Origin of the sequence: Nocardia sp. NPDC059691 (assembly GCF_042733915.1) — a bacterium.
Classification (GTDB): domain Bacteria; phylum Actinomycetota; class Actinomycetes; order Mycobacteriales; family Mycobacteriaceae; genus Nocardia; species Nocardia sichangensis.
Genome location: NZ_JBHWFB010000002.1, coordinates 582,238 through 601,691 on the forward strand (window position 1 = coordinate 582,238; position 19,454 = coordinate 601,691).

The window sequence follows — 19,454 nt, forward strand, 5'->3', positions numbered from 1 at the left end:
TGATGGAGGAATGACGGAGAATCGCGCAGTCGGCAGGTTGTCGCGTGCCTTGCACAACCTGCTGGCCGTGGTGTGCGCTCTGCTGTTCTACTACTTCCTGCCGCTGAAGGCTTTGCATCTGGGCCGGTTGTCCGGCGTGTCGGCGTTGCTCGCGTTCGTCGTCGGCGTCGCGGGTTTGATCTGGCTGGCCCGGTGGCGCATCCGGCGGTACATCATGGATCCGCGCGCGACCGTCGGGCGCATCAACGACGTCCTGCTCGTGGTCTGTGTCGTCGTCACGTTCTTCGCCCTGTACTACTACGTGCTGGAATCGCGCGCACCCGGCCAGTTCGAGGGCCTGCACACGCGGACCGACGCGCTCTACTACACGATGGTCACGCTGGGCACGATCGGCTACGGCGACGTGCACGCGGTCGGGACCGCCGCCAAGGTGGCCACCATGGTGCAGGTCGCCTTCGACCTGGGCGTCATCGGCATCCTGATCGCGATATCGACCTCACACATCATCCAGCAGTTGAACGAGGCGCAGCGCAACCGTCCGACGGGCGGCGGCGACTAGCGCCGAGCGTCGCACGCGATCAGCGGTTGGCGCGGTACCAGCGAATGAGCGAATCGGTCGACGAGTCGTCCTGCGGTTCGGGGTCTTCCGCCGACGTGAGCAGCGGCGCCAAGGCGAGCGCCTGCTGTTTGCCGAGTTCGACACCCCATTGGTCGAAACTGTCGATGCCCCAGATAGTGCCCTCCACGAACACCTGATGCTCGTAGAGCGCGATCAGCTGACCCACGACCGACGGGGTGAGTCGCGGCGCGAGGATGGTGGTGGAGGGACGGTTGCCCGGCATCACCTTGTGCGGCACGATCGCCGGATCGGTGCCCTCGGCGGCGATCTCCTCCGCGGTCTTCCCGAAGGCGAGCACTTTGGTCTGCGCGAACAGATTGCTCATCAGGATGTCGTGCATGCTGCCGGTGCCGTCGCTGGTCGCCAGATCGTCGGTGGGCTGGGCGAATCCGATGAAATCCGCCGGAATGAGGCGGGTGCCCTGGTGCAGCAATTGGTAGAAGGCGTGCTGGCCGTTGGTGCCCGGCTCGCCCCAGAAGATCTCGCCGGTGGAGGTGGAGACCGGGGTGCCGTCGGCGCGGACCGACTTCCCGTTCGACTCCATGGTCAACTGCTGCAGGTAGGCGGGGAAGCGGGCCAGATCGTTCGAGTACGGCAGCACCGCATGCGATTCCGCCCCGAAGAAGTTCGAGTACCAGACACCGAGCAGGCCGAGCAGCACCGGAGCGTTCGCCTCCAGCGGCGCCTCGGCGAAGTGCCGATCCACCGCGTGCATGCCGGCGAGGAACTCCGCGAAGCGCTCCTTGCCGACGGTCGCCATCACCGACAGGCCGATCGCGGAGTCCACCGAGTAGCGGCCGCCGACCCAGTCCCAGAAACCGAACATGTTCGCGGTGTCGATGCCGAACCTCGCGACCCGCTCGGCATTGGTGGACACCGCGACGAAGTGCTTGGCCACGGCGTCCTCACCGAGCGCGGCGACCAGCCAGCGCCGGGCCGCGGTCGCGTTGGTGAGCGTCTCCAGGGTGGAGAAGGTCTTGGACGCGACGATGAACAGGGTGGTGGCCGGGTCGAGCCCGGCCAGCTTCGCGACCAGGTCGGCGGGATCGACGTTGGAGACGAACCTGGCGCCGATGCCCGCGTCCTCGTAGTGCCGCAGCGCCTGGTGCACCATTACCGGACCCAGATCCGATCCGCCGATGCCGATGTTGACCACCGTCGTGATGCGCTCGCCGGTCGCTCCCCGCCACGCGCCGGAGCGCAGCGCGTCGGTGAACTCGCCCATCCGCCGCAGCACCTCGTGCACCTCGGCGCCCGCGTCGACGCCGTCGATGACCATGGTCTCGCCTTCGGGCAACCGCAGCGCGACGTGGCCGACCGCGCGGTCCTCGGAGGTGTTGATGTGCTCGCCACGGAACATCGCGTCGCGACGATCGGGCACGCCCGCCTCGCGCGCCAATTCCACCAGCAGATGCAGGGTTTCGCGGTTCACGCGGTGCTTGCTGTAGTCGATGCGCAGGTCCGCGACCTGGACGGTCAGCTCGCTGCCCCGGGCCGGGTCGTCGGCGAAGAACTCCCTGAGGTGTCGTCCCGCGACGGTGCCGTGGTGATCGTGCAGTTTCCGCCATGCCGCCGTCGCGGTGATGTCGCTGCTCACGTTCGCCGAGACTACAAGCAGGCACCGCCGCGCGCACGGCTGCGGGCGCGGAGAGTCGGTCGAATCGGCGTCGAAGGTGAACACCCGTTGCCACACCGGACTTACCGCGACCGTGCGCACGAGGGCACAACGCGCGAGCCCATGCGGTGGAGGTGGGTCCGATCCGGGGTCCGCGTCCGTTCCAGGATGAAGTCTCGCGGCATAGGCTGGCCGCATGGTGTCCGAACGTGAACTTCTCGAATCCGTGCCGACGCAGCTGTGGATCGGAGGGCGGGCCGTCGACGCCACCGGTGCGGGTACCTTCCCGGTGCACAATCCGGCGACCGGGGAGGTGCTGGCGAACGTCGCGGACGCGACGCCGGAGGACGCGCTGCGCGCGCTCGACGCGGCCGTCGCGGTGCAGGACGAGTGGGCGGCCACGCCCGCCAGGGAGCGCGGCGAGGTCCTGCGCGCGGTGTTCGAGCAGATCACCGCCCGCGCGGAGGAGTTCGCCCTGCTGATGACCCTGGAAATGGGCAAGGCGCTGCCGGAGAGCCGCAACGAGGTGCGCTACGGCGCCGAATTCTTCCGCTGGTTCAGCGAGGAGGCCGCCCGCGTGCACGGGCGCTATCTGCACGCGCCTTCGGGCACCGGCCGGATCATGGTGCACAAGCAGCCGGTAGGTCCCTGTCTGGCGATCACGCCGTGGAACTTCCCGCTCGCGATGGGCACACGCAAGATCGGCCCCGCGCTGGCGGCGGGCTGCACGATGATCGTCAAGCCCGCCTCGGCGACGCCGCTGACCATGCTGTTGCTCGGCAAGCTGTGCAGCGAGGCGGGACTGCCCGACGGCGTGCTTTCGGTGCTCACCTCCAGCCACTCCGGCGCGGTGACCCAACCGCTGATCGACGACGCCCGGCTGCGCAAGCTCACCTTCACCGGCTCCACCGAGGTGGGCAAGAAGCTGGTGGAGAAATCCGCGAACCGGCTGCTGCGCACCTCGATGGAACTCGGCGGGAACGCGCCGTTCGTGGTGTTCGCCGACGCCGACGTCGATGCCGCGGTACAGGGTGCGATGCTGGCGAAGCTGCGCAACGGCGGCGAGGCGTGCACCGCCGCCAACCGCTTCCACGTGCACAACAGCGTGCTTGAGGAGTTCACCACCAAGCTGGTCGAGGCGATATCCAGCAGTGTGCGGCTCGGGCCGGGCGCCGACCCGGACACGACGCTGGGCCCGCTGATCAACGAGGAGCAACTGCGCACGGTCGGCGAATTGGTCGACGACGCCGTCGCGAAGGGCGCACAGGTGCTGATCGGCGGTAAGGCGCCCGACGGCCCCGGCTGGTACTACCCGGCCACCGTGCTGCGCGACGTCCCGCCGCAAGCCAGGATCCTGCGCGAGGAGGTCTTCGGCCCGGTCGCGCCGATCGTCGGTTTCGACACCGAGGAAGAGGGGCTCGCCGCCGCCAACGACACCGAATTCGGGCTGGTCAGCTACGTCTACACCCGCGACCTCGATCGCGCGCTGCGCATCGCCGAGGGTTTGGAATCCGGCATGGTGGGCGTCAACCGCGGCGTCATCTCCGACCCCGCCGCCCCCTTCGGCGGCGTCAAGGAGTCCGGCTTCGGCCGGGAGGGCGGCACCGAGGGCATCGAGGAATACCTCTCCACCAAATACATCGCGCTCACGTGAGCGAGTGCCGCGGATTCCGCGCCACTGAAGGCGATCGATCGCGCACCTGAGGGTCGAATCCGGCCTGTCGGCGCCGACCGCCCAGCCGCCCATGCTTTCCGGGGGACGACTTCGGCGATCATCGACACTAGCCTCTACCTGGGGTCCGAGGAGGCGAAGGGGCTGATCGTGAGAAGGTGCGGGTGCCGGTGACGCCTGATTGAGCAACGGCATCGTCAGAGCCTTCTTGCGGGCCGTGGACGATCTGAAACGGCTGACCAAGAGGGAAGCCGAGGGCCTCGCGGATATGAAAACAGGCGCGGCCCGCGCTTCCCGGCAAGTCCTCGATGTGCACACGCACGGTGACGCCGACGGTGCGCTCGCGATCCGACGCGCGGCAGGTGGCGATGCCGGTCCCGGGCGGGATCTGTGCCCCCCGCCGCCGGACCGAGCGTCGGTGAGCCGGGCCGGACAGAGACTCGAAGCCGAACTGAATCGACGTTTCGGCGAGAAGGGACCGACCGACGACGAATGGAGCGACTTTCTAGCCGAACGTCGGCTGTCCCGGCTGGAGCAATACGCCATCCTCGACCGGAGAATCGAGGAAACAGCGGCTTCTCTCGGCCGGGACAGCGCCGACGTACGCGAGCAGATGCGGCGAGAGCTGAAGGACGCGCTCGACGGGAAACCGCTCGCTATCCGCGTCCGCGACAACGAACTCGTGGCAATCCTCGAGGAAGGGCGAATCAGGGGCATCCGCGACCCCGTGGGCGGTCGCGCCCATGCCGAAGCCGAGTGGTTCGGCCCGCACGTCCACGACAACCCGCCCGTCTACGGCTACGTTGCCATGGACGGTGTGCGCCCTTCACAAGACGGCATGATCGATGCCTTGTCGGAGCTGAACTACGGCGACAATCAGATCTACCTGAAGCCGGAGGTCCGGTCACGAACGACCATCACGCTCGGTGACTCGATGGTGGAGAGGGACTTGGCGATACCTTCCCCCGTGGACAACCCGTCGGAATACTCCTATGGCGCCGGAGCGCACGGTATGGCTCCCATCGGCCGCGACTATCTCGGAGCAGAGTTCCGCGCCAACCATTTCTTCGAAGCTCAGATGTTCGATCTCACGACCGCGGACATAGATTTCATCGGGTTGCACCAGCCACCCGGTACGGCGTTGCGACAGGCGCTGGACCAATCAGGAATAGATTGGCGTGTTCTGAACAATCGCACGATCGCGGCTGAGGGCACCCCCGCGGAACGAGCGGCCGCGATCGAACGGACGAGTCAGGACCTCGAGCATCTTCGCCATGTGCATCCCGCTATCCGCTCGCAAGCGGAACGTCTCGGAGCCGAGTTGAGGGCCGACCTGCGTGTCCTGAACGATTCCCCCACAGGGGAGGGACCGGCCGCGGAACCCGGATAGCGTCGGCGTGCGGGCACGTGGCGGACATGAAGCGACCGCCCCGGGGTGCTCGACACCCGGGGCGGCCTGTTCGGAAGCGACGATCTCGCGAACGCCGCGTGGCTATCGGTTCAGTGGCCGAGACGACCGCGGCCGAGGCGAAGCAGCAGCATGGCGAGGGTGTGACCCTCTTGGCCGAGCTCGCTGAAGCGCTCCAGCACCTTCATCTCGCGACTGTGCACGAGGCGCGGCCCGCCTGACGCCATGCGCGTCCGGCCGATGATCCGGGAGATCTCCGTCCGGCGCTTGATCGCGGCCAGGATCTCCGCGTCGAGACGGTCGATCTCCTTGCGGAGCTTGTCGATCTCGGCCTCGGTCTGCGGCAGCGCGGATTCGGACCCGGTCGTCGTGGCAGGGGTGCTCATCATTCATCTCCTCGTGTCAGAACATGGATCGGCGGGTGCCGACGGCTCGTTACCGATCAGTTCTTTCACCGTGAAACAGACCTGGTGGGGCCTTGTATTGTCCCCCCAGAAGGCGTGCTCAGGTACAGGCTCCGCGATCCCGGCGTTCGGCTGGCAGCCGAATCGGATGTCTTGCGAAAGCGCTGAGCATGTCGCCAGTGTGCCACGGGCAGGGGGGTATGCAAAACGTATACGTTTGGCAATGTCTCGAGAAACGCAGGTCGTTTCGCCCGCCCTTCCCACCAGGGGGAGTTCACCCGCCGTTCAGTCGACCGGCGCCGAACCGATACCGATGGCACCCGGGGCTTCATCTCTGTCGGTGCCCGCCGGTAGCGTGGATGGACGATGGACATCACGGTGGCTCCCAAGACGCAGGGCGGTCGGGTCGTGCACCCGGATCCGACATCGAAACCGCAGCTCGCCGGCGGTAACACGGTGGAGGGGTGGCAGCCTGCCTCCGTTCCCGAGGCGCCGCCCACGGACGCCGAGCGCGAACGGCAGCGCGTCGAGCGGGAACAGCGGCGCGCCGAGGAGGCCGAGCGCCTGCTCGACGGCCTGAATCCGCAGCAGCGCGCGGCGGTGGTGCACACCGGATCCCCGCTGCTCATCGTGGCGGGCGCGGGCTCGGGCAAGACGGCCGTGCTCACCCGCCGCATCGCCTACCTGCTGGCCGCCCGCGGCGTCACGCCGGGCCAGGTGCTGGCCATCACGTTCACCAACAAAGCCGCCGCGGAGATGCGGGAGCGGGTGACCGGGCTGGTCGGCCCGCGGGCGAACGCCATGTGGGTGTCGACGTTCCACTCCAGTTGCGTCCGCATCCTGCGGACCCAGGCGGCGCTGCTGCCCGGCCTGAACTCGAACTTCTCGATCTACGACGCCGACGATTCCCGGCGCCTGCTCACCATGATCAGCCGCGACCTGGACATCGACGTCAAGAAGTACTCGGCGCGCCTGCTCGCGACGGCGATCTCGAACCTCAAGAACGAACTCATCGACCCGGCCCGTGCCACCGCCGACGCGGAATCGGACGACACGGAGCTGCCCGGCCTGGTGGCCAAGGTCTACACCGAGTATCAGCGCAGACTGCGCTCGGCGAACGCGCTGGACTTCGACGACCTGATCGGCGAGACCGTGGCGCTGCTGCAGCACCACCCGCAGGTCGCCGAGTACTACCGCCGCCGGTTCCGGCACGTGCTGGTGGACGAGTACCAGGACACCAACCACGCGCAGTACGTCTTGATCCGCGAGCTGGTCGGCCACCACGTCGAAGGCGGCGACGAGGACCGGGTGCCGCCGAGCGAACTGTGTGTGGTGGGTGACGCCGATCAGTCCATCTACGCTTTCCGCGGCGCGACGATCCGCAATATCGAGGAGTTCGAGCGCGACTTCCCCGACGCCGAAACCATTCTGCTGGAGCAGAACTACCGCTCCACCCAGCACATCCTCTCCGCCGCCAACGCGGTGATCTCGCGCAACGAGAACCGGCGCGAGAAGAAGCTGTGGACCGATTCCGGCGAGGGCGACCTGATCACCGGTTACGTCGCCGACAACGAACACGACGAGGCGTCCTTCGTCGCCCGCGAGATCGACCGGCTGGTCGACCAGGGCGAGGCCAACTACGGCGACGTCGCGGTGTTCTACCGCACCAACAACAACTCTCGCGCGCTGGAAGAGATCTTCATCCGGATGGGCCTGCCCTACAAGGTGGTCGGCGGCGTCCGCTTCTACGAGCGCAAAGAGGTGCGCGACGTGGTCGCCTACCTGCGCGTGCTGGAGAACCCGGAGGACGCGGTGAGCATGCGCCGCATCCTCAATACGCCCCGCCGCGGCATCGGTGACCGAGCCGAAGCCTGCGTGGCGGTCCATGCCGAACAGCGCGGGATCGGTTTCGCCGCCGCCCTGCGCGACGCCGCCGAAGGCAAGGTGGCGCTGCTGAACACGCGCGCTCAGCGCGCCATCGCAGGCTTCCTGGAATTGCTCGACGACATCAGGGCCGCGGGCGAACAAGCGGAGTCCGACTTCCCCGACCTGGGCAACGTCGTCGACGCGGTGCTCGAGCGCACCGGTTATCGCGCCGAGTTGGAGGCGTCCGACGACCCGCAGGACGGCGCCCGGCTGGACAACCTCAACGAGTTGGTCAGCGTCGCGCGCGAGTTCAGCTCCGAGGCGCACAACAACGCGGAGGCCGCCCGGCAGGAGGGACTGTTGCCCGAGGTGGGCGAGGGCGAGCCGGATCCCGGTTCGCTCGCCGCGTTCCTCGAGCGGGTCTCGCTGGTGGCCGATACCGACCAGATTCCGGACGAGGGCTCCGGGGTGGTCACGATGATGACGCTGCACACCGCCAAGGGGCTGGAATTCCCGGTGGTGTTCGTGACGGGTTGGGAAGACGGGCAGTTCCCGCACATGCGCGCACTCGGTGATCCGACCGAGCTGGCCGAGGAACGCCGCCTCGCCTACGTCGGCATCACCAGGGCCCGGCGGCGGCTGTATCTGACGCGGGCGGTGGTGCGTTCCGGCTGGGGCCAGCCGGTGTCGAACCCGGAATCGCGTTTCCTGCAGGAAATTCCGGGTCATCTCATCGATTGGCGTCGGCTCGAGCCCGCCGGTTCACCCGCGACGAGGGGTCTGCGGCGGCGTGGCGGGGACGACGACGGGCTGGAGCGGGACTGGACCCGCGGCGACGGCTGGGCGGAGCCGCGTCCCGGCTTGCGTGATCGCGGTCCGCGCAGGCCCGCTCCCGGCGGCGCGACCCGCAACAACACGAATCTGGTCCTCGCCGTTGGCGATCGGGTCAGCGACGACAAGTACGGTCTCGGCCGCGTGATCGCGGCGGAGGGCTTCGGCCCACTGGCCACGGTGACCATCGACTTCGGCACCGCGGGCAAGATTCGGTTGATCCCGCAATACAGCCGGACGTTGGTCAAGCTATGAGCCGCGTGGGCCTTTCGACCCTGCCCTTGCCGGTGTCGCGCCGGTAGCGTCCGCCGCGTGGATACGATCGCACAGCATCTCCTGTGGTTCCTGCCCATGCTCTGGCTCGGCATGGTGCTGGCCATCTCGTTCCTGGAAGCGCCGCTGAAGTTCCGCGCACCGGGGGTCACGCTGCCGCTGGGGCTCGGCATCGGCCGCCTCGTGTTCCGCGCGCTGAACACCGTGGAGGCCGTGCTCGCGGTGCTGCTGGTGCTCGCCGCAGTGATCGTCGGCCCCGGCGCGGCGACGTGGGCGTGGCTGGGCCTCGCCGCGGCAGTGCTGGCCGTTCAAATCGTGGTGGTGCGCCCGCCGCTCTCACGCCGCTCCGATCGCGTGCTCGCGGGCGAGGAACTGCCGCGCTCCCACGCGCACTATTGGTACATCGGCCTGGAGGTCGTCAAGGTCGTCGCGTTAGTCGCCCTCGCGATCACGGCGGCGCCGTAGGCAACGCCGATCATCGACGGAGCAGGTGCGTCGATTTCCGCCGCCGTAGCTCAGCCAGGGACTTCGCTTGTCGTCGCCGTGGTCCGGGCATTCCGTCCATACTGCGCTCCTCGTGGGATGAGCGGAGCGCGCACCAGTCAGCCGAAATTCGCCAGCCCGACAGCTCGGCACGACCCGCCTTGAGATCGTGTCAGCGCGGCTCTCGCGAGGTGTCCGGCTTCATCCGCCCGGCCTCGATGAGCGTCTGCCGGGCCGCTGCCTTACGCGGGAATTGATCGGCTCGGCATGCCCTGTGCCGTTGCATGGTCTGATGCGCTTCCGGAACGCTCAACGGCGTTTCGGGAGCTTCGTGCGGCCAACCGGCAGGCCACAGCCCGGCGTCGGGCCGCTCGGCGCTGATCCGTTCGCGTTCGCGTGCGGCGCGCCACTCGGCGGCTACGCGATCGATGATCGCTTGCGCCGACATGTCGTCTTGCTCGCCGTCTCGCCACCAGTTGAACCCCATCGCGTGCGCCCCTGCTGTTCTCGCTCGTCATGTGGACGCACGCCACCCGGCGGGGTGATGGTCACCGCAGAGCGCTCACAGCTCGCGATGCGTCCGCTCGGAACGGAGGGACGCGCCCGCCGGGTGGGTGCGGCTGCCGGCGTCGCGCGAAAAACTTCCGTCGACATGTGGCGCTCCGCCTTACCCGCGTTGCACGCCGTCGATTCCGCGCGTACCACCGCTGCCTTGTGGAAGATTCGCCGCACGGCCCCCGAACTATTCGAGGACACAGCCCCCACCGGCACCCCCGCACTGTGAGCCGGTGCCGCCGCGCCGACATCGCAAAGGTTATGTGAAGGGTCGCTCCGGAATTGCTCGCCAGCACGGCAACGTGACAGCGCCCAGTACGTTGCTAGCGGCCCGTTGCTCGACGCTCTCCAGCCCAGACCAGTGGTCGTGACCTCCGCCCGGATGGGTTCGGCGCACGTCGGCATGCCGGACTGGGCGCGCGGCACCCAGAACGGCCGCGCCAGTAAATCGGGTGACGGCTTGCTCGTATGGTCGTAGCCTTCGCGACGTAGCCCGCTTGTACCGTCGAGGACTCCTGATGATCAGCGAAACGATTCCCATGTGGACCTCCCAGCGCACACTGGTCCCCCTGCGCGATTTGCTCGAGTTGTTCCCGCCGAACGACTGGCGGTGGGTGGTCGAGGAGTTCGACGGGACGTTCGGTCGATTGTCCACCGGAATCACTCGTCCCGCCTGGGCACAGTTCCAGGAGATGGTGTCCGCCGGTGCAGTGGCATTCGATTGGGATGGAATCCGACAGTTCGCGGACGGTGTCGATCAGATGATCGATGGCCGGATTGTCGCGACCGATGAGAACCACACCACTGTTGTTCAGTTGGACGCGTTCGACAGCACTGAATACGAAATCGTCATCGATCCGGGCTGGGGCGGAGCGGCTGCGTTCGTTTCCGCTGTCCGGTCCAAGTGGGCTCCCCGGGACGCATCGTAGGGGAGCAGTCCGGGGGCTCCGACGCTGCGTAGACGTGAGCGATACGGGTGCGTACTTCCCTGGCGTGGACCATCCTGCCGGAGAGGCCGCATGACCGGTCCGTTTCGCGGTGTCAATGCGGCAGCAGGTCTGCCAACGCCTTGTCGAGGGTGGGGTAGCGGAAGGTGAAACCTGCCTTCTTCAGTACCTCCGACGTGGCGTGACGGCCGGTCAGACCGAGGGCCGGATCGGAGCGCAGGAGGAGCGCGCCTAGCTTCAGCACGAATTCCGGGGTCGGCGGCGCGGGCGGCCGGTGCAGGCGCTTGCGGAGGACGCGCATCAGCTCGCGGTTGCGGACCGGCGTATCGGTGGCGGCCACCAGGATTCCGTTCGGCAGTTCGAGCGCCGGATCGAGGCCGAGTGCGGCGCGGACGATCGCGAGCCAGTCCTCGATGTGGATCCAGCTGAACCACTGCTCGCCGGAACCGACTCGACCGCCGAGGCCCGCTCGGGTGAGCTGGGAGAGGCGTCGCAGGGCGGGCGCTTGTGGGTCGAGCACGATCGAGGTGCGCAGAATCGTCCAGTGCGCCGCGCGGGCGGAGTCGAAGGCACGCTCCCACGGTTCGGCGACGCCGGTCATCTGCGGCAGCCCGATCGGCAGGGGAGTGCTTTCGGTGCAATGAGTTTCGCCCGCATCGGACCAGATCGCGGTAGTGCTCGCCTGCACCCAGTAGTCGATCGGCGCGTCCAGCGTCGCGGCGGCGGCAACCAGAGCGCGGGTGGAATCCACTCGGCTGGACCGTAATTCGGCGATGTTCTCCGGTGTCGGTCGGCAGTCGACCAGCTTCCCGGCGAGGTTGACGATCGCGGTCCGTCCTGGATTAGAAAGTGCCGCAACCCATTCGCCGACCGAATTGCCGTCCCACTCCGCTTGATCGAACGGCAGCTGGGGATCGCGACGGCGGGTGAGTATGACGGCGCGATGCCCACGACAGGTGAGGTCGGCGGCGACATGCCTGCCCAGCCCGCCGGTGCCGCCCGGGATGACCACCGTGAGCGCGTCGGCGGCGGGCTCGAGTCCGGCCGAGCGGGCCAAGCGGGCGAAACACACTCGCACATCGGTTTCCAGGAACGCGGCCTCGAGCAGCCGGGCCATACCGGCCGACGCGCCGAGGAAGGTCAACCGCTGGGTGATTTCGGTGCCGCCGTCGCGCGGCGTCAGCGTCCAGGTCAGCCGCATCCGCCCGAGCGGTTCGGGTTGCTCGATCCGCAGCTCCCGTTCCGGCCGGACAGCGGCGACGATGAACGGCAGCACGGCGCGCCCGTGCAAAGCGCGGTGGGCCTGCCCCTGCGGCACATAGCTTCCCGTACTGCCCACTGCGACCGGACTGTCCAGCCGCACCGACGCGATCCCCGGGTTCCATTCCGGCCATCGCGGCGGATCGGCGAGTACCTCCCAGATCCGTTCAGCAGGCAACGCGATGAATTGTGTGTACGTCGTTGTACGTCGTGCCATGGGCTCGACGCTAACCCGATGTCTGCCGCGGGGGAATCGTGTGCATCGTCATGTACCGCGACACACCTCGACCCAACGAGAATGCGCTGGCCAGGCTGCGCGGGCGAAGTCTCGCGCCACAGGGGGGCGCGCGATCCACCTCTAGCTTGTGCGATCCATGGTCCGCCGGGTCGCGGCCAGCCGACTGGGAAGGCGCGTCAGGCACGCGTCAAGGCGTCGCTCAGTCGCGCTGCGGGCCGAGGCTGATGCCACGGGTGGCCAGCCAGGGCAGCGGGTCGACCTTGTCGGTGCCGTTCAACCAGACCTCGAAGTGGCAGTGCGGGCCGGTGGAGAACCCGCGGTTGCCGATCGTGGCGATCTGGTCACCGGCGAGCACACGCTGGCCCGCCGACACCGTGGCGGTGTCGATGTGGCCGTAGATGGTGATGGTGCCGTCGTCGTGCAGCAGGCGGACCCACATGCCGAAGCCCGAGGCGGGACCGGCCTCGATCACGGTGGCGTCGGCGACGGCGTAGATCGGGGTGCCGATCGGGCCCGCGATGTCGATGCCGAGGTGTTGCACGCCCCAGCGGGCGCCGAAGCCGGAGGTGAAAGTGCCCGCGGCGAACCTGGTGAACAGCGGCCGAAGCTTCGAGGCCTCCTGGGCGGCGAGGTCCTCGGCGTACTTCTGGCCCTTTTGCAGGATGTCGTTGAACTGATCGAGGTTGGCCGGCGCGGAGACGCTCAGCACCTGCGGTGAGTCCGCCGCCGCCGTCGGGTCGGCAACGTTCATCGACTGCGCGGCGATCTCGTGGATCTGTCCGGCGGCTTCGTAGTCGACCGCCTGCGAGGGCTGGTCGGGCGAGGCGAACGCGGCCTGTCCGGCCGCTACGACTGCGCCAGCGGCGACGGCCGCCACCGCGGCGCGTCCCTTGAGCGCGGCGGGCGGCGCGGCCACCCGGTGCGCGCCACCGCGCTTGTTCGTGGCGCGGCGCCCCGGGATGACGGTCGGAAGAGCGCGTGCGCCCGGCTCCTCGTCGGACTCGGATTCGGGCTCGGCGGTCTCGGTCGCCCAGGACTCCTCGGGAGCCCAGCAGCCGGTGTCGGACACCCAGGCCCGCTCGTCGGGCGCCCAGGTCTCCTCTTCGGCCCACGCCTCGCCGGAGTTCCACGCCTGGCCGGAGTTCCACGCCTCGCCGGAGTTCCATGCCGCACCATCGGACCAGGCCTCTTGCTGGGCCCAATCTTGTTGCGGCCAGGCGTTGTTCGTGGCCCAGGAGTTGTCGGAGGCCGCGTTCGCGTGGACCGGCTGGTCGTAGCCCCCGTCGTGGACGGGCGACTCGGTCTCGAAGCCGTATCCGGCGCCGGCGGCCTGCAAGTCGTACTCGCCCTGCGGAGCCTCGTACCCGGCGTAGTGCGGGTCGAACGATGGCTCGGCATAGCTCGCCGGGGCGAAGGACTCGTCGTCGGGGCGGTAACGATGTCCCGTCCGCGAGCGATCAGTGGGAGCGAAGGTGGAACTGTGGTTCATCGGCGGTGCCACATCGTGAAGCTGGTGGAACTCGAAAGCCGCTTGACCAGCGGCGTCGATCGGTCGAATGCGGAGCGGCTCTCCGTCTGCGGAGCGCTGTGCTGCGTCAAAGCTTGCCGTCCTCCTAGTCGTGACCGTGTTGTGACATCGACCGCATTGACGGTAACGAAACGATTGAGCCGCGACAAGCGGTGCGCAGCTTCCGTAACAAACATGTGAGATTCATCACGCTTAGCCCGCGGAATATCTCACTGCGGTATGGGCACCCCTGAGAGGTCGTTCAACGACAAGTTGTAGTAGATTCCGGCGCGCTCCCGGGTTCGGTCCTCTACCTGGCGCGGTGCCAGCAACCTACTCGCCAGTAGTGTTGGCCAGCGGTTTTGCCGCTCCGGACGACGCCGGGTGACCTGCGCCACTTAGGATGAACGTGGCCGATTGGCCCTCCATGTGACTGGTTAGAGTCCGACCCGACCCGCTTCCGACGTCGGGCCGCCAACAAAGACGTTGTCATCACAACGCAGACGAGACGGTGAGTACATGGATCTCTTCGAATATCAGGCGAAGGAGCTCTTCGTTAAGCACGGAGTGCCTTCGTCCGAGGGCCGCGTCACGGACACGGCCGAGGACGCCCGCGCCATCGCGGAGGAAATCGGCAAGCCGGTGATGATCAAGGCTCAGGTGAAGGCCGGTGGCCGTGGCAAGGCCGGTGGCGTCAAGTACGCCGCGACCCCGGACGACGCGCTCACGCACGCGCAGAACATCATCGGCCTGGACATCAAGGGCCACATCACCAAGAAGATCCTGGTGGCCGAGGCCAAGGACATCGCGGAGGAGTACTACATCTCCTTCCTGCTGGACCGGGCCAACCGGACCTACCTGGCCATGTGCTCGGTCGAGGGCGGCATGGAGATCGAAGAGGTCGCCGCGACCAAGCCGGAGCGGCTGGCGAAGGTTCCGGTCGACGCGGTCAAGGGCGTCGACCTGGCGTTCGCGCGCTCGATCGCCGAGCAGGGCCACCTGCCCGCCGACGTGCTGGACGCCGCGGCCGTGACCATCCAGAAGCTGTGGGAGGTGTTCGTCGCGGAGGACGCCACCCTGGTCGAGGTCAACCCGCTGGTGCGCACCCCGCAGGACGAGATCCTCGCGCTGGACGGCAAGGTCACCCTCGACGAGAACGCCGGATTCCGCCACCCGGAGCACGAGGCGTTCGCGGACAAGGACGCGACCGACCCGCTCGAGCTCAAGGCCAAGGAGAACGACCTCAACTACGTCAAGCTCGACGGCGAGGTCGGCATCATCGGCAACGGCGCAGGCCTGGTCATGTCCACCCTGGACGTCGTCGCCTACGCGGGCGAGGGCCACGGCGGCGTGAAGCCGGCCAACTTCCTGGACATCGGCGGCGGCGCCTCGGCCGAGGTGATGGCAGCGGGTCTGGACGTCATCCTGAACGACAGCCAGGTCAAGAGCGTGTTCGTCAACGTGTTCGGCGGCATCACCGCGTGCGACGCGGTCGCCAACGGCATCGTGAAGGCGCTGGAGATCCTGGGCGACGAGGCCAACAAGCCGCTGGTCGTCCGCCTGGACGGCAACCGCGTCGACGAGGGCCGCAAGATCCTGGCCGACGCAAACCACCCGCTGGTGACGCTGGCGCAGACAATGGACGAAGGCGCCGACAAGGCCGCCGAACTGGCAGCCGCCCGATAACGACGGCCGAGTAAGGACGAAAAGAAATGTCTATCTTCCTGAACAAGGACTCCAAGGTCATCGTCCAGGGCATCACCGGCGGCGAGGGCACCAAGCACACCGCGCTGATGCTGAAGGCGGGCACCCAGATCGTCGGCGGTGTGAACGCGCGCAAGGCGGGCACCACCGTCGCGCACGCCGACAAGGACGGCAACGCGGTCGAGCTGCCGGTGTTCGGCACCGTCGCCGAGGCCATCAAGGAGACCGGCGCCGACGTGTCCATCGCGTTCGTGCCGCCGAAGTTCGCCAAGGACGCCATCATCGAGGCCATCGACGCGGAGATCCCGCTGCTGGTGGTCATCACCGAGGGCATCCCGGTGCAGGACACCGCCTACGCGTGGGCCTACAACGTGGAGAAGGGCGGCAAGACCCGGATCATCGGCCCGAACTGCCCCGGCATCATCACCCCCGGCGAGTCGCTGGTCGGCATCACCCCGGCCAACATCACCGGCAAGGGCCCGATCGGCCTGGTGTCCAAGTCGGGCACGCTGACCTACCAGATGATGTACGAGCTGCGCGACTTCGGCTTCTCGACCTCCATCGGCATCGGCGGCGACCCGGTCATCGGCACCACCCACATCGACGCCATCGAGGCGTTCGAGAAGGACCCGGAGACCAAGCTGATCGTGATGATCGGCGAGATCGGCGGCGACGCCGAGGAGCGGGCCGCGGCCTACATCAAGGCCAACGTCACCAAGCCGGTCGTCGGCTACGTGGCAGGCTTCACCGCCCCCGAGGGCAAGACGATGGGCCACGCGGGCGCCATCGTGTCCGGCTCCTCGGGCACCGCCCAGGCGAAGAAGGACGCGCTGGAGGCCGCGGGCGTGAAGGTCGGCAAGACGCCGTCCGAGACCGCCGCGCTGGCTCGCGAGATCCTGGAGAAGGCCAGCATCAGCGCCTGATCTCCGCACCGTGCACGAAGGCCGCCTCCGAATTCGGGGGGCGGCCTTCGTCATGTGTGGCGGGGGCTCAGGCTTGGGCAGAAGCCGAGCGTCCGGTCCAGCCACTCGCGGTTCTCCTCGCTATCCATCACGAGGCAGCCGGGCGGATGGTTCATCTCGTTGTCACCGGGAATTCCCCGCTATTGAGAATCCGTGTGGTGTGAAAAGCGCCATCGCGGGCAACAGTTTCAAGGAGCGGTAGGTGGTCTCGCTAGGAGCTTCGCGCCGGACACCGCCGCGACCTGCCGTGATGCGGGCGAATCCGCTCGCCGCGGCCGTCGCGGCGGGATGACCTCGGCGAGGGAGTGCAGTAGCGTCAGAAGTAATCCAGCCGTGAAGACCATGTACGACTCGATTTAGGAGACGACGACATGTCCTACCCGACCGGGGGCTCTGGGTACAACACACCCTCGCCCTCAGCGCCATCCAGCCAGAGTTCGGCCGCGGGTGGTGCCACTTCAGGTTCGAGCGCTACCGGTTCCGATGCCAAAGGTCTGCCGTTCTTCCTGGTGGTCGGCGTAGCGGCGCTCGGCGTGATCAACTTCCTGCTCGGCTTCCTGCCGTTCCTGGGCAGGAAGCCGATCGATATCGGCGGCCGCACGGTCAGCACGACGGAGACGGCCAACCTCTTCGAGGTCGCGTCCGGCTCGCCGCTGCTCGGCCTGCTGCTGCTCGGCGGTCTGCTCGCCGGACTGTCGCTGCTGCCCAAGCAGAACTGGACCGGTGCGGCCGCGGCGGCCTCGACCGCGGGCTTCGTCGCGTTGCTGTTCCAGTCGTTCAACTTCGGTTCGGGCAGCGAGCTGAAGGTCGGTGCGTTCGTCCTGCTCGTGCTGTCCTTCGTGCAGGCAGCGGTGGCGATCGCCGCGACGCTGTTCGAGGTGGGCATCCTCAAGGCGCCCGCGCCGCGCCCCGCCGCCGCGCCGAGCGGGTTCGGTCAGGGCGGCTACGGCCAGCAGCCGTCGTACGGCCCGGGGCAGCAGTCCTACGGGCAGCCGGGTCAGCAGCCCGGCTACGGCGCGAGCCCCTACGGGCAGGCCGGGTACGGCGCGCAGTCCGCGCCGCCGCAGTTCCCGTCCCAGCAGGGGCAGCCGTCGCCTTACGGGCAGAGCCAGCCGAGCTACGGACAGAGCCAGCAGGGCCAGGCGTACGGACAGCCGCAGTCGCCTTACGGGCAGAGCCAGCCGACCACGGCCTACGGCGCGCCCCAGCAGCCGGGTTCGCCGTACGGCGCGCAGCCGCGCCCCGACGAGAGCGTGACCCAGCACTTCGGCGGCCAGCAGCAGTCCGGTCAGCAGTCGCCCTACGGTTCCCCGAGCTACGGCCAGCAGCAGGCTCAGACCGGCCAGCCGAGCCAGCAGAGCGGTCCGTTCGGCGGCGAGCAGAGCGGCGACCCATCCTCGGACGCCACCCAGGCATTCCGCCCTTCGGACGACAAGAACAAGTAGGGAACTCAGCGGCGTCCTCCCCGGTGCGGCGATCGCGTGCCTGCGGCGCGCCTGACCCGTTCGCGCCGGGGAGGATGCCACGCTGAAATGCCATGAGCTCCTCCAGAAACTCCTCGGCCCGCCGGATCGGCGGGCCGCGCTCGTCGCAGCCGCACCCCGACGCGGACGAAGCCGGGTTTCTGTCCCTCACCCCGGAGCGGTCCAGGGTGCTCATCGCCGTAGCGGGCCGCCCGTCCGCCTTCGGGCTGACCACCCTCGTCGTCCTCGTGCTCGCCACGCTCCTGGCGGCGGGCAGCGATCTGGACGGCGCCTCCGGCGCGATCGCCGCCTCCTGGTTGGGCGTGCACCAGGTTCCGCTGGTGATCGGCAAGACCTCGCTCGGCTTGCTTCCGCTGTTGCCGACCGCCCTGCTGGTCTGGCTGGCCGCGCGGGAATGCGCGCGCGCCGTGGAACCGCAATGCACTCGAGCGGATCTCGGGTGGATCGTCGGCGCCGCGGTGGGCGGTCCGCTGCTGGTCACCATCGTCTGCCTCGCGGTCACCGAAGACGCTTCCGGTGTCATCGCGCTGCAACCGCCGAACACCCTCGCCGCCTTCGTGTGGGTCGCCGCGTTGTATCTGCTCGCCGCCGCCATCGGCATCGCCGTCCGTCTCCGGCGCGAGTTGTTCGTGCTGCTGCGCCTGCCCGATTGGGCGGTCTCCGGCCTCTACGGCGCGGGCCGGTCCGTCCTGCGCCTGCTGGGTTGCGCGAGCGCCGTGGTGGTGGTTTCGTTCCTCGCCCACGTTTCGCGGCTCGGTGACATGTATCAGTCGGCGGGCAATGCCGGCGGCGTCCTCGGCCTGACGCTGCTCTCGCTGGCGTATCTGCCGAACCTGGTGATCCACACCGTCGGTGTGCTGGTCGGTTCCAGCGCGCAGATCGGCGTCGCCTCGTTCGGGGTGTTCTCCGTCGTCGGCGGCCCGATCCCGGCGTTTCCGTTGCTCGCGGCAGTGCCGACCGGTCCGGCGGCGGGTTGGTGGCCGGTGGTGCTGCTGATCCCCGCGGCGGTCGGCGTGCTCGGCGGGCTGGACATCGCGCGCACTTCCACCGACCGGATCGGCGCGCCGTGGGCCACGCTCGTCTCCGCCGCGCTCGCCGCGCTCGCGCTGACCGTGGCGGGCGCGGTCGCGGGCGGCGAACTCGGCGAGGTGGGCCGGGTCGGCCTGCACCTGCCGATCTTCGCCTCGGTCACGTTCGCCTGGCTGGCGATCCCCGGCTACGCGGGCCTGGCGTTCGCCCGCTGGTTCCTCGTGCCGGTCGGCGTCCCACCGGCGGACTACACCGATCCGTACGACGATTACCCCGACGACGACGCAGACTACGACGGCTACTACGAGACCGACGACGGCGACTACTACGAGGACGACGACTACTACGACGACTACGACCGGCCCGCGCTGGAGGCCCCGCTGGACGCCGAACTCGTCGACGAGCCGCCCGCGATCGAGACCGTCGGTCGGTCTCACGACCACGCCGCGGGCGACATCGTCGACGCCGAAGTGGTCGAGGCGGACCTGCCGGACAGTGACCGGGTGGACGGTCGTTAGGCTCTAACCCGGCGGTGCCGCATCCGTCCGCTATCCGATCGATCAGGGAGTAGAGCGCTGACGTCCCCGTATGCCTCGT

General features: G+C 68.3%; 15 protein-coding genes. 10 read left to right on the forward strand and 5 right to left on the reverse strand.

Translation table 11 applies throughout. The annotated features are described in order from the left end of the window. Positions 1–10 precede the first annotated feature (10 nt). Positions 11–559, forward strand: a complete 549-nt coding sequence (locus ACFV2O_RS06720) for a potassium channel family protein (protein WP_355074669.1) — start codon at positions 11–13, stop codon at positions 557–559. A gap of 19 nt (positions 560–578) precedes the next feature. On the opposite strand, the gene pgi is transcribed toward ACFV2O_RS06720, so the two are convergent. After that, a complete protein-coding gene (gene pgi, locus ACFV2O_RS06725) occupies positions 579–2,216 on the reverse strand; it encodes a glucose-6-phosphate isomerase (protein ID WP_355074667.1) in 1,638 nt (545 codons plus the stop codon). A gap of 214 nt (positions 2,217–2,430) precedes the next feature. Here pgi and ACFV2O_RS06730 point away from each other — a divergent pair, with 214 nt between their 5' ends. Continuing rightward, positions 2,431–3,888, forward strand: coding sequence for an NAD-dependent succinate-semialdehyde dehydrogenase (locus tag ACFV2O_RS06730; protein ID WP_356963818.1), 1,458 nt, complete (start codon positions 2,431–2,433; stop codon positions 3,886–3,888). A 199-nt stretch (positions 3,889–4,087) separates the two neighbouring features. Continuing rightward, positions 4,088–5,296, forward strand: a complete 1,209-nt coding sequence (locus tag ACFV2O_RS06735) for a hypothetical protein (RefSeq protein ID WP_379250723.1) — start codon at positions 4,088–4,090, stop codon at positions 5,294–5,296. A gap of 110 nt (positions 5,297–5,406) precedes the next feature. On the opposite strand, the gene ACFV2O_RS06740 is transcribed toward ACFV2O_RS06735, so the two are convergent. Further along, positions 5,407–5,700, reverse strand: coding sequence for a chorismate mutase (locus ACFV2O_RS06740; protein WP_062977356.1), 294 nt, complete (start codon positions 5,698–5,700; stop codon positions 5,407–5,409). Between the two features lie 384 nt (positions 5,701–6,084). On the opposite strand from ACFV2O_RS06740, the gene pcrA reads away from it, so the two are divergent. After that, a complete protein-coding gene (gene pcrA / locus ACFV2O_RS06745) occupies positions 6,085–8,670 on the forward strand; it encodes a DNA helicase PcrA (RefSeq protein ID WP_379250725.1) in 2,586 nt (861 codons plus the stop codon). Positions 8,671–8,727: 57 nt separating this feature from the next. Then, positions 8,728–9,153 carry a hypothetical protein gene (locus tag ACFV2O_RS06750; RefSeq protein ID WP_379250727.1) on the forward strand — a complete coding sequence of 142 codons (426 nt, stop codon included), beginning with the start codon at positions 8,728–8,730 and terminating at the stop codon, positions 9,151–9,153. Between the two features lie 190 nt (positions 9,154–9,343). On the opposite strand, the gene ACFV2O_RS06755 is transcribed toward ACFV2O_RS06750, so the two are convergent. Then, positions 9,344–9,658 (reverse strand): hypothetical protein, encoded by a 315-nt coding sequence (locus tag ACFV2O_RS06755; protein WP_379250729.1) that lies wholly within the window; start codon positions 9,656–9,658, stop codon positions 9,344–9,346. A 682-nt stretch (positions 9,659–10,340) separates the two neighbouring features. Here ACFV2O_RS06755 and ACFV2O_RS06760 point away from each other — a divergent pair. Continuing rightward, positions 10,341–10,655 (forward strand): hypothetical protein, encoded by a 315-nt coding sequence (locus ACFV2O_RS06760; protein WP_379250731.1) that lies wholly within the window; start codon positions 10,341–10,343, stop codon positions 10,653–10,655. A gap of 112 nt (positions 10,656–10,767) precedes the next feature. On the opposite strand, the gene ACFV2O_RS06765 is transcribed toward ACFV2O_RS06760, so the two are convergent. Together ACFV2O_RS06765 and ACFV2O_RS06770 are read right to left on the reverse strand one after the other, a co-directional pair. Then, the gene (locus ACFV2O_RS06765) at positions 10,768–12,150 is read right to left on the reverse strand and encodes a DUF1731 domain-containing protein (protein WP_379250733.1); all 1,383 of its coding nucleotides are present in this window, start codon (positions 12,148–12,150) and stop codon (positions 10,768–10,770) included. 220 nt (positions 12,151–12,370) lie between these two features. Then, a complete protein-coding gene (locus tag ACFV2O_RS06770; protein WP_379250735.1) occupies positions 12,371–13,660 on the reverse strand; it encodes a M23 family metallopeptidase in 1,290 nt (429 codons plus the stop codon). Between the two features lie 537 nt (positions 13,661–14,197). Between ACFV2O_RS06770 and sucC the strand changes: the two genes are divergently transcribed. From sucC to ACFV2O_RS06790, 4 genes are all read left to right on the forward strand, one after another. Beyond that, positions 14,198–15,364: an ADP-forming succinate--CoA ligase subunit beta gene (gene sucC, locus ACFV2O_RS06775; protein ID WP_039801161.1), complete on the forward strand. Its 1,167-nt coding sequence runs from the start codon at positions 14,198–14,200 to the stop codon at positions 15,362–15,364. A gap of 26 nt (positions 15,365–15,390) precedes the next feature. Beyond that, the gene (gene sucD / locus ACFV2O_RS06780; RefSeq protein WP_379250737.1) at positions 15,391–16,305 is read left to right on the forward strand and encodes a succinate--CoA ligase subunit alpha; all 915 of its coding nucleotides are present in this window, start codon (positions 15,391–15,393) and stop codon (positions 16,303–16,305) included. A 410-nt stretch (positions 16,306–16,715) separates the two neighbouring features. Continuing rightward, complete coding sequence (locus ACFV2O_RS06785) at positions 16,716–17,789, forward strand: DUF5336 domain-containing protein (RefSeq protein ID WP_379250739.1); 1,074 nt, start codon at positions 16,716–16,718, stop codon at positions 17,787–17,789. Positions 17,790–17,881: 92 nt separating this feature from the next. Continuing rightward, positions 17,882–19,375, forward strand: a complete 1,494-nt coding sequence (locus tag ACFV2O_RS06790; protein ID WP_379250741.1) for a DUF6350 family protein — start codon at positions 17,882–17,884, stop codon at positions 19,373–19,375. The last annotated feature ends 79 nt before the right edge of the window (positions 19,376–19,454 follow it).

Excerpts from the sequence above, each read along its gene's own strand:
- ACFV2O_RS06720 (WP_355074669.1), top strand. The coding sequence starts at position 11 with ATGACGGAGAATCGCGCAGTCGGCAGGTTGTCGCGTGCCTTGCACAAC.
- ACFV2O_RS06730 (WP_356963818.1), top strand. The coding sequence starts at position 2,431 with ATGGTGTCCGAACGTGAACTTCTCGAATCCGTGCCGACGCAGCTGTGG.
- ACFV2O_RS06740 (WP_062977356.1), bottom strand. The coding sequence starts at position 5,700 with ATGAGCACCCCTGCCACGACGACCGGGTCCGAATCCGCGCTGCCGCAG.
- pcrA (WP_379250725.1), top strand. The coding sequence starts at position 6,085 with ATGGACATCACGGTGGCTCCCAAGACGCAGGGCGGTCGGGTCGTGCAC.
- ACFV2O_RS06755 (WP_379250729.1), bottom strand. The coding sequence starts at position 9,658 with ATGGGGTTCAACTGGTGGCGAGACGGCGAGCAAGACGACATGTCGGCG.
- ACFV2O_RS06765 (WP_379250733.1), bottom strand. The coding sequence starts at position 12,150 with ATGGCACGACGTACAACGACGTACACACAATTCATCGCGTTGCCTGCT.
- ACFV2O_RS06770 (WP_379250735.1), bottom strand. The coding sequence starts at position 13,660 with ATGAACCACAGTTCCACCTTCGCTCCCACTGATCGCTCGCGGACGGGA.
- sucC (WP_039801161.1), top strand. The coding sequence starts at position 14,198 with ATGGATCTCTTCGAATATCAGGCGAAGGAGCTCTTCGTTAAGCACGGA.
- sucD (WP_379250737.1), top strand. The coding sequence starts at position 15,391 with ATGTCTATCTTCCTGAACAAGGACTCCAAGGTCATCGTCCAGGGCATC.
- ACFV2O_RS06785 (WP_379250739.1), top strand. The coding sequence starts at position 16,716 with ATGTCCTACCCGACCGGGGGCTCTGGGTACAACACACCCTCGCCCTCA.
- ACFV2O_RS06790 (WP_379250741.1), top strand. The coding sequence starts at position 17,882 with ATGAGCTCCTCCAGAAACTCCTCGGCCCGCCGGATCGGCGGGCCGCGC.